Annotated in this window: 6 protein-coding genes; 1 reads left to right on the forward strand and 5 read right to left on the reverse strand. The window is 49.3% G+C overall.

Annotation, left to right across the window (positions count from 1 at the left end):
- The first annotated feature begins 122 nt into the window (after positions 1-122).
- Positions 123-1580, forward strand: a complete 1458-nt coding sequence (locus tag ACKI5J_RS05945) for an aldehyde dehydrogenase family protein (protein WP_407427503.1) — start codon at positions 123-125, stop codon at positions 1578-1580.
- Positions 1581-1645: 65 nt separating this feature from the next.
- On the opposite strand, the gene ACKI5J_RS05950 is transcribed toward ACKI5J_RS05945, so the two are convergent.
- The 5 genes from ACKI5J_RS05950 to ACKI5J_RS05970 form a co-directional block, all read right to left on the reverse strand.
- Positions 1646-2509 carry a family 16 glycosylhydrolase gene (locus ACKI5J_RS05950; RefSeq protein ID WP_407427505.1) on the reverse strand — a complete coding sequence of 288 codons (864 nt, stop codon included), beginning with the start codon at positions 2507-2509 and terminating at the stop codon, positions 1646-1648.
- Positions 2510-2563: 54 nt separating this feature from the next.
- Positions 2564-3949, reverse strand: a complete 1386-nt coding sequence (locus tag ACKI5J_RS05955) for a PKD domain-containing protein (RefSeq protein ID WP_407427507.1) — start codon at positions 3947-3949, stop codon at positions 2564-2566.
- A gap of 16 nt (positions 3950-3965) precedes the next feature.
- Complete coding sequence (locus ACKI5J_RS05960; protein WP_407427509.1) at positions 3966-5540, reverse strand: RagB/SusD family nutrient uptake outer membrane protein; 1575 nt, start codon at positions 5538-5540, stop codon at positions 3966-3968.
- Positions 5541-5551: 11 nt separating this feature from the next.
- Positions 5552-8650 (reverse strand): SusC/RagA family TonB-linked outer membrane protein, encoded by a 3099-nt coding sequence (locus ACKI5J_RS05965; protein WP_407427511.1) that lies wholly within the window; start codon positions 8648-8650, stop codon positions 5552-5554.
- Between the two features lie 651 nt (positions 8651-9301).
- Positions 9302-9493: hypothetical protein (locus ACKI5J_RS05970; RefSeq protein WP_407427513.1), on the reverse strand; the 192-nt coding region annotated here is incomplete at its 5' end.

Here is a 9493-nt window from a genome sequence, read left to right on the forward strand (position 1 = left end):
GCCTGCCGGAAACCCGTTGCGCTTTCTACGGGTAGGATAGTGTGCTAAAGTTGCCGCGTTATACATATTGATAATGTTGTAAACATTTTATATTCAGACTTGTAGCTTTGTAAAATGAAGTTATGGATGCCTATAAGGACTTGAACAAGCAATTTATTGAGGGCCGCTGGCTAGAGGGTAGCGAGGTTGACCACATTGAGAACCTCAATCCGTTCAACGATGCTGTACTTAATTCGTTTAAAGGGGCGGGAAAGGCGGAGGTCGACAGGGCATTTAAAAATGCCAAAGAGGTATCAAAGACCTGGAGTCGCACGAATCCGCTGGTTAGACGTGACCTGATGCTTAAGGCTGCAACTATTCTGATGGAGCGGAAGGATGAGTTCGTACACTGGCTGATCAAAGAGGTGGGGAGCACCCGTGTGAAAGCGGAGGTTGAAGTGAAGCAGTCTTACGACATGCTTCTTGAGGCTTCCGGTTATCCTACCAGGATGCACGGGATGGTTGTCCCCTCCATCACAGATGGCAAAGAAACCTATGTATACCGCAAAGCACTCGGCGTCGTAGCGATGATCAGTCCCTGGAATTTCCCCTTGTATTTATCCATGCGCACCATTGCGCCTGCCCTGGCCTGCGGCAATACCATAGTAGTAAAGCCTGCATCTCAGTCTCCGGTGACGGGAGGGACTATAATTGCTAAGTTGTTCGAAGAAGCGGGACTGCCCGCAGGGGCCATGCAAGTCGTTGTAGGAAAGTCGTCCCTGATAGGTGATTATTTCACCGGCCACCCTGAATCGCGTCTTATCTCCTTTACCGGATCTACTCCTGTGGGCAAGGGCATCGGGCGGATAGGAGGTGAGGGGCTTAAAAAACTGGCCCTTGAGTTAGGCGGTAATAATGTATTTATTGTTCTGGAGGATGCAGATATTGAACGGGCCGTAAACTCTGCTGTATTTGGACGATATATGCATCAGGGACAAATCTGTATGTCGGTAAATCGCATCATGGTCCATGAAAGCCGTTACCAGGAGTTCAAGGAGAAATTTATAGCTAAAGTGAAGACTATTCCCTATGGTGATCCGGAAGATCCCCAAACGGTAGTCGGGCCATTGATCGACAAGAAATCGGTTCAACGGGTAGTGGAGCTGATAGAGCGGTCCGTGAAGGCGGGCGCAATATTGGAGGTAGGCGGTAACGCAGAGGGTAACGTAGTGGTGCCTTCCGTGTTGTCGGGCGTCACCCGCGAGATGCCCATCTTTCAGGAAGAAGTGTTTGGTCCGGCAGTAGGACTGATTTCTTTTAAGGACAATGAAGAGGCCATAGAGCTGGCAAACGCAACAGACTTTGGTTTAAGCGGTGCACTGCATACCAAAGATCTGCAACGCGGAATACAAATGGCGTTACGTATTGAAACGGGGATGATCCACATTAACGACCAGTCAGTCAACGACGAAGTTAATACGCCTTTCGGAGGTGAAAAAGATTCGGGAGTGGGCAGGTTCGGTAATGACTTCATTGTCGACGAGATGACGACTGTTCAGTGGATAAGTGTACAAGTTGAGCCGCGTAAGCTGCCGTTCTGATGATATTATGGATTTTAAAATGAGCCAGAGGCCGCAAGTGCAGCCCCTGGTCCCGGCATTCCGCATTATTTATCGATCATCTTGTATACCCGTACATAGTCTATTTCCATTGATTTAGGGAACACAGTGTCATCTACACCTTGTGCCCCGCCCCAGTTTCCGCCAACTGCAACATTCATCAGCAGATGAAAACGTTTGTCAAACGGCCAGGCAGCATAACCTTGTCCGTTGTTGATAAACTCAAAAATGAGCTCATTCTGGATATAGCCGCGGATCGCATAGGGGGTCCAATCCAGACGATAGAGCTGAAATTCATCAAATGCATTGGGAAACTTTTTCGAGACGCCTTTTTGCGTGTTGATCGAATGGTTGAAGGCCTCCGTGTGAACGGTTACATGTATAACGGTGGGATCATACCCCACGTGTTCCATAATATCGATCTCTCCGGATTTTGGCCAGGTACCATATGCGTTGTCTGTAGGGAGCATCCAGAGCGCGGGCCAGGTACCCCGACCTGATGGTATCTTTGCCTTTATCTCTACGCGGCCGTATAAAAAATCACCCTTGCCTTTGCTGACGACACGTGCAGATGTATAGGCATTTGTTCCGGAGTTTTCCTTCCTGGCTGTGATGGTAAGGATCCCGTTATTTACGCTGGCATTACTCAGGTTGTTGGTATAGTTCTGCAGTTCATTATTTCCCCATCCGGTTCCGCCGAGATCATATCCCCACTTCGTGGCGTCGGGAGCTCCGCTGTAGTTAAACTCATCGGCCCATATGGGACTGCTCTCGAATGCCCAGCCTTTGTCGGTCGGCGGTCCCGGCTCTGCAGTAGTCGTATCCTTAGGGATAGGTTTCAGATCTGCTTTTCCCGAACATGCCATTAACATGCCGGCAAGTATTACTTTACCAAAAATTAGTGTTTGCATTTTAAATATCTTGATGTTCTGGATCATATGCTTTTCTTTAGATGGCGGGCAGGTTTATTGAAGCTCAAATAAACCAAGATAAAAAATTCCGGGTGTTTGATGTCCTTCGCCTCCGGGCTGAATGACAATCTGGTCATAAATTATCGTCGATGAGATGGACGAGAAGTCGAATTCCAATTCCACCCATTGATTAAGCTGACTGACTTGTTTAACGATCTCCGTCTGCGTCTGCCATGCATTTCCGCCTGCGAGTGAATTCTGAAGTTTCACAGCTACCTGCTGTTTTACTGCGGGGTATTCATTTCCTCCGGGGAAGAAAACCTTCATTTTAAATTTATTCCGCGTACTTAGGTCGATGCGGTAATCAAGCGTTGTTTGAAGATTGCCGTACTGATTGGCCTCACCCTCAAGGCGCTCATAATAAGCTACCTTTGCATCTTTATGAAGACCCTGCGGGAAGGGATTATCAAAGTTAGGTTTAAACACGATGGCGTCTGCCCTCCATGCAATGGCGCCCGTGCCATCGAACTTATCAAGAAGATTTGCCGTTTTCAGCGGTTTTTCAACAATAGGGCGGGTATATCCTTTAGGTACCAGTTTCAGATACCAGGCATTAGCAGGGTTAGCCTTATCGGCGGCCTTCAAGTACAGTTCTGTGTCACTCAGTGCCAGGATCTCATATTTAGACATGCCGGTATAGTAAGCGATAAATCCACCGCCTGAAATACTAAGGAACTGTTTTCCGCCTTCTTCTGTGATACTCCATTTCATTCCGGCGGGTGGGGCGTAGGCTACAGGGCGGTCATCACCAGGACCACCACCGTTTATTCCGGCAGCGTTTGCGCCGTTAGCGAAGGTGTCTCCATTGTTTACATAGGTATAAGCGAGGTTATTGCTTAAGGTAAAGGTCATTTCGTCATCGTAAAAACCCAGGTCTTTCTTTTCGTTCGGAGCTGCAGTGTACCATTCCGGAACAGATTTCTCTGCTGGCCCCACGCCAAGATGCCCGGAGGCTTCCTTGTCGATCACCCAGGTTTTTCCGGGCACATTGCTTCCTCCGCCTGTCAGAAAATTGTAATCCGGACGGTCGAGCATCTCAGGTCTGGTCTGTGCGATGTTGATGGTCTGCGTACTGCTCGCAGAACCGCCACTGGTGTATATGGTTAGTTTTACCACATAATCGCCTGAAAGTGGGAATGTGCCGGTGATCTGGTCGCCTGCTCCGGTCTGGCCGTTACCGAGATCCCAAACTGCGCGGTTTACTGCTCCTGACTCGTTTCTAAATGTAATGATGTTGGCATTCTCCGATGAAGGACTGGCCGAAAACTTCACCTGCTCCCCGGAAGGAGCGGGGCCTAGCTCCGGATCTTCTACCTGGCAGCCGATTAGTCCTGTCGCTATAAAAAGCAGGAGGATCAGATAATTTATATGTGCTTTCATCTTAATCGGATAATAGTTAATAATTGGGTTTAAGTACTCCGGCGCATTGATCGATCTCACTTTGAGGGATCGGGAAGAGACCGCGCGTTGCCGGATTGAACGTGACGTTGAAGTCTACCTGGTCCCCTACGTATCCGGGGCCGCGCCTGTTCTGGATGCTGATGTTTTGGTTGGCAACTGCTAATCCCTGACGTAAAAGATCCCAATAGCGATGTCCCTCCAGCGCCAGTTCAACCCTGCGCTCCTGATAGATGTTGGCCAGTGAAGCGGGTTTTTCGGGTAAGTCAACCCGGTCTCTTACACGGTTAAAGTAAGATTGGGCCTGACTCCCTCCTGTCGCCAGCTCCAGCTCCGCAGCCATCAGGAGGACATCCGAGAAGCGGATTGACCGGTAGTTGTTGCCCCAGTTCAATTCATATTGCCCATTGATCGGTCTGTACTCATTCGTGGTGGTGTATTTTTTGCTGAAAAAACCGGTATGCTGGTAGCCGGTGGTGACTGTTCCGCTAAGGTCATCTGCCTGCGATAGAATGGTAGCAGCTCTTCGCGGATCGTTAGGTTCGAAGGCATTGTTCAGCTCCTGGGTCACGGGGGCAAAGCTCCAGCCGGAGTTATAATTCGGATCACCGTTTATACGGGGGCCTTGCATCAATGGCTGCATATTACCCTCGCCGCCCTGAATATAATTCCAGTCAAACCAGGGGTTGTCGCTTGAATAAGAAATTTCCCAAACGGATTCCATGCTGAACTCATTGGCTTTGGTGAAATTGTCGGCATAATTGTCCAGCAAGGTATGTCCGCTGTTATCAATAAGATCCTTCAGCTGTTGAAGAGCGTAGGCGGCGTTAACGGCTGTTGTGCCTGCCTGTAAATCGCCATTGTAGACGCCTTTATAGAACAGGTATACCCTTGCAAGTAATGCCTGGGCAGACCAGCGTGTAGCATGGGCTTTGCTGGTTCGAAGGTCAGCCTTCTCTAAGGCAGGGAATGCTTCGACGAGATCCAGGGCAATTTGTCCGAACGTTTGCGCAGGTTCTGCCTGCGGCGCGCAGTATTCACCAGGCGACTGTGGGGCCAGTATAAGAGGGATATTACCGAACCACCTGGCCAGGTCGAAGTAGAAGTGTGCCCGGAGGAATTTGCATTCAGCCGTGATCCTGCTTCGGGTCTCCTCGCTCATAGGAATGTCCGGTAATTTCTGCAGGAGCAAGTTGGCCCGGTAAATACCGGTATAATGGTTAGACCAATATACCCTGGTCAGCGAGTTGGTCGTCAGCATATTATGCTGGTCTATCTGGATCATATCCGGCGAGTCTGAACGGCTTGAACCTCCGGCATAAGCATCATCGGAGGCAATGTCAGACATCATCGGGTCGGGGCTGAATCCGCCTCCTCCTGCGTTGGTATGCCATTGAAGGGCATCGTAGACACTGTTAAGTGCCTCCTGTGCGTCTTTTTCCGTTTTATAAAAGTTTTGCTCTACACGATTATCCAGTGGTGCCAGGTCCAGAAAATCTTTGCAGGAGGATGTGCTGCCCAGGAGCAGTCCTGAAAGTATAAATATCGAGAGTTGTTTTGTAGTTGCTTTCATCGTTTTTCAGGTTAAAAAGTAGCGCTTAAACCGAACCGGAATGTCCGGGCCTGTGGGTAGATACCCCGGTCGATACCGATATCCAGACTGCCGCGTGCTCCTATTTCAGGGTCGAAGCCTGTATAGTTGGTCAGGGTGATCAGGTTGTCGGCCGAGACGTAGAAGCGAACCTTCTGAAGCCTGATCTTTTGGGTCAATTCAGTTCCCAGCGTGTACCCGAGCTGGAGGGTCTTTAGCCGTACATAATCCCCGTCTTCGAGATAGAGGTCAGAGATCCGGGTGTAGTTTCCATTAGCATCGTTCCATGTGAAACGCGGCATTTCGTTGGTGCTGCCTTCGCCGGTCCAGCGGTTCAAATACAGTGTTTGCATATTGGAAGAAGAGAAGTCGTGCCTGCGGGTTCCATTAAATATTTGGTTACCAAAGGCTCCTGTAAAAAAGCCGTTTAGGTCGAATCCTTTAACAGCAAGGCCAAAAGTGAAACCTGCGGTAACTTTAGGAGTGGGATTGCCGATCATGGTACGATCTGCCTGGTCGATGATGCCATCTCCGTTCAGATCCTTAAAGCGCACATCACCAGGCTGCGCATCAGGCTGTATGCGTTTCCCGTCAACGCTGTATGCATTGATTTCCGAGACGTTCTGGAAAATTCCGTCCGTTTCGTAACCGTAGAAGTAGGAGAAGGGTCTTCCTATAGTGCTTCGCTCTACCTGTCCGTAGGTAGAAATTCCGGCCCCCGGTAAAATCTGTTCAGCATTGTTGATCTCGGTAACCTCATTTTTGTTGAAGCTGCCGTTGATGCCGGCATTAACCTTTAACTGTCCGAAATTCTGCTGATAGTTCAAAGCGAGCTCTATCCCGGAGTTTCGTACAGAACCCCCGTTGGCAGTTCCGGCTGCCACACCAACGCTGAGTGGAATGGGAACCTGCAGGAGCCAGCCTTTCGTCGTCTTGATATAATAGTCGGCGGAGAAGGATAGTACGTTTCGCATAAAAGACAGATCAATGCCGATATCGGTCTGCTCGGAAGCCTCCCATTTGATATCGGGATTGGCGATATACGAAGGAGATGCTCCGTTAATGTAACCGTTACCGGTTCCGTTGTAATACGTATAGCCACGGCCTACAGCAATCACCGCAGCCCATGGATAGTCACCGATCCGGTCGTTTCCATTCTGTCCCCATGAAGCCCGCAGTTTACCAAAGCTCAGGAAATTGCTTTCAGCCAGGAAGTTTTCCTCTGTAAAAATCCATCCGGCAGAAACTGCAGGGAAATATCCATAAGGATTATTCTTCCCGAATTTGGAAGACCCGTCACGACGGAGTGATGCGGACAGCAAATATTTGTCGTCATAGCTGTAGTTAACTCTGGAAAACAAGGAGAATAAAGCGTTCTCTGAGGCTCCACCTGTTGCCTTCGCTGATCCGGCGTCTACAGCAAGGTTGAGATAGGCCATGTTGGGATCGCTGACGACAAGGCCGGTATTGGAACCAAAGAGTGTTTCACTGTTTTCCTTCCGGCTGGTGGTTCCCAGAGTGAGGCCCAGCGAGTGTTTGTCCCATGTCCGATTGTAGTTCAGCACGTTCTCTGCCTGCCAGGTGTAGTAACGGTCTACATTCTTGCTGACGCTGGAGTTGGCGTTTTGTTGTGCGGCATTCAGGTAGAAGATGGGACTGTAATTGTTTCCGTTGACGTAGCCAAGGTCTATGCTGAAAGCGGAGCGGAACGTAAGGCCTTCCACGATTTTAAGTTCTGCATAGGTGTTACCAACAAACTTATCCACACGGGTGAGACCATTCAAAACGGCGAGCCTTGCCAGCGGGTTCACTACTTCCTGACTGACGTAGGACGAAATACCGTATAAGTTACCGTTTGGATCTCTTACTGCATTGGGATTATACTTTGCAGCGAGTGCCGGGTCGGTTTCTATGACCGGGGTGATAGGATCAAGATTGATTGCGTTGTTAATTAAGCCCCCGAATTCCTGGTTAGGATCGATGGCAGACCGGCGAATATGCGAGTAGGCAACATTGGCGCCAACCTTAAGAAAGTCTTTTACCTGGTTATCTGAATTGGCGCGGAAAGTATACCGCTTGAACTTCGACTTATCGCCCCCTACAAGTCCTTCCTGATCAAAGATGGAGAAGTTACCGGCGAAACTGTTCTTTGCTGTACCTCCGGTTACTGCTACCTGATGGTTGTTTATTGGTGCGTTCGTCTGGAACAGCGCCTTTTGCCAGTCAGTGCCGGTTCCTGGAGGATATTTGCTGACATCCGGAAATGGAATGGAACTTCCGCCGTTGGCAGCGCCTTCGTTCATCATGACGACATACTGGCGGGCGTCAAGCAGGCGCATTTGTCGCCAGGCGTTCTGAATACCGGTATAGCCATCATACGAAATATGCATCTGGCCGTCTTTGACTCCACTTTTAGTGGTGATGAGCACCACGCCGTTTCCCCCCCGGGCGCCATAGATTGCTGCTGAGGCAGCATCCTTTAATACATCCATAGACTGGATATCTGCAGGATTGAGGTAATCGATGCCCCCAACCTGAAACCCGTCAACAATATAAATCGGCGATGCATCACCATTGGTGCCGATTCCCCTGATCCTGACGGTAGGGGCATCACCCGGCTGACCGGAGGTATTGGTCACCTGCACGCCGGCCACCCGCCCCTGGAGAGCCTGCTCCACCCGTTGAACGGGTGTCTGAGTGATTTCTTCGGGCTTTACCGAAGAGATGGCGGAGGAAATTTCTCTCCTCAATTGCGTTCCATAGCCAATTACGACCACCTCACTGAGGTTCGTCGCAGTTTCTGACATCAAGATGTTAATAAAGCGGGAATCAGTAACGGTGTAGCGTTGGCTTTCCAGTCCGATCTGACTGAAAACAAGTACCGTTCCTGCTTTGGGAACGCGAATGGTAAATCCTCCATCGGGATGGGTAGCGGTGCCCGAAGGTGTTCCCTGGACGGCTACTGTAACTCCCGGTAAAGGCGAGTTGTCGCTTTTGAGCGTGACTTTACCTGATATCTGCAAGTCCTGGGCGCTCAGGTGGGTTGCAAACAATAGCAGGGTCAGTAAAAAAGAGGTAATTCTTTTTTTCATAACACGTAGGTTTTTTGGTTAGTTGACAGGATGGCTCCTGTGTTTAAACAAATATATAGAGCTTTCTTTCTGAACCATTATTTCGACATCCTAAATCAACTATACACACCAGAGTAACCCCTCATATTGGCCCTACATTACCACTACAAGTGCAGAATTTTTTGCATGATTTGTAGTCGACCATTCGTTTAGAGGGAGAAGTAGTACCCTACATCAAGATTTTTCATATTGGCTGTTTATATTACCTCAAGATGATCATGAAGGAGAACGGGTACCGAAAATAATCCCTATGGGGCGGCAGGTTTTACTATAGTTGGGGGGCTCCTGAAATCAGTACATAGCTATTTTGAAGAAAGAATACTGTTATGCAGGATCATCAAAAAAATTTCCGCCGACCTTCATAAAGACAACGTTTATATGCAGGCGATAACAGGCGCAGATTCTGCCGGGATCAGTCCGACCTGGGGTATGAAAAGTCGGACTTTTGACTGGCTTTCCCCTGGTTGTATACGCTTTCATACCGACGATATATACACCTTCATATGAGGGTGTTCTATCCTGGGCCACTTGTCTTTTTAGTGCAAAATCGGCTCAATTCCGGAAGATTTTGGAAAAAATCGCAAAAAAATCGTCACCCGCCTTTCCGCTGCTCTACCTTGTTCTGCAAAAAGAAACAGCGTTATGGCAAAAGTAGACCACAAAGGCAGGGTACGGGGCACGGCAGGTCCCGTCGTTTATCGCGGGTACCGCGGTATGACCATCATGCAGGGGAAACCCCGCACATTCAAGCAGACCAGCGCCAGCATCCGTGCCTCCACGGAGTTCGGTCTTTCCAGCACCACG

Origin of the sequence: Arcticibacter sp., from assembly GCF_045629565.1 — a bacterium.
GTDB lineage: Bacteria > Bacteroidota > Bacteroidia > Sphingobacteriales > Sphingobacteriaceae > Arcticibacter.

What these genes read in the sequence shown, in the direction of transcription:
- ACKI5J_RS05945 (WP_407427503.1), top strand. Translation starts at nt 123, where the DNA reads ATGGATGCCTATAAGGACTTGAACAAGCAATTTATTGAGGGCCGCTGG.
- ACKI5J_RS05950 (WP_407427505.1), bottom strand. Translation starts at nt 2,509, where the DNA reads ATGCAAACACTAATTTTTGGTAAAGTAATACTTGCCGGCATGTTAATG.
- ACKI5J_RS05955 (WP_407427507.1), bottom strand. Translation starts at nt 3,949, where the DNA reads ATGAAAGCACATATAAATTATCTGATCCTCCTGCTTTTTATAGCGACA.
- ACKI5J_RS05960 (WP_407427509.1), bottom strand. Translation starts at nt 5,540, where the DNA reads ATGAAAGCAACTACAAAACAACTCTCGATATTTATACTTTCAGGACTG.
- ACKI5J_RS05965 (WP_407427511.1), bottom strand. Translation starts at nt 8,650, where the DNA reads ATGAAAAAAAGAATTACCTCTTTTTTACTGACCCTGCTATTGTTTGCA.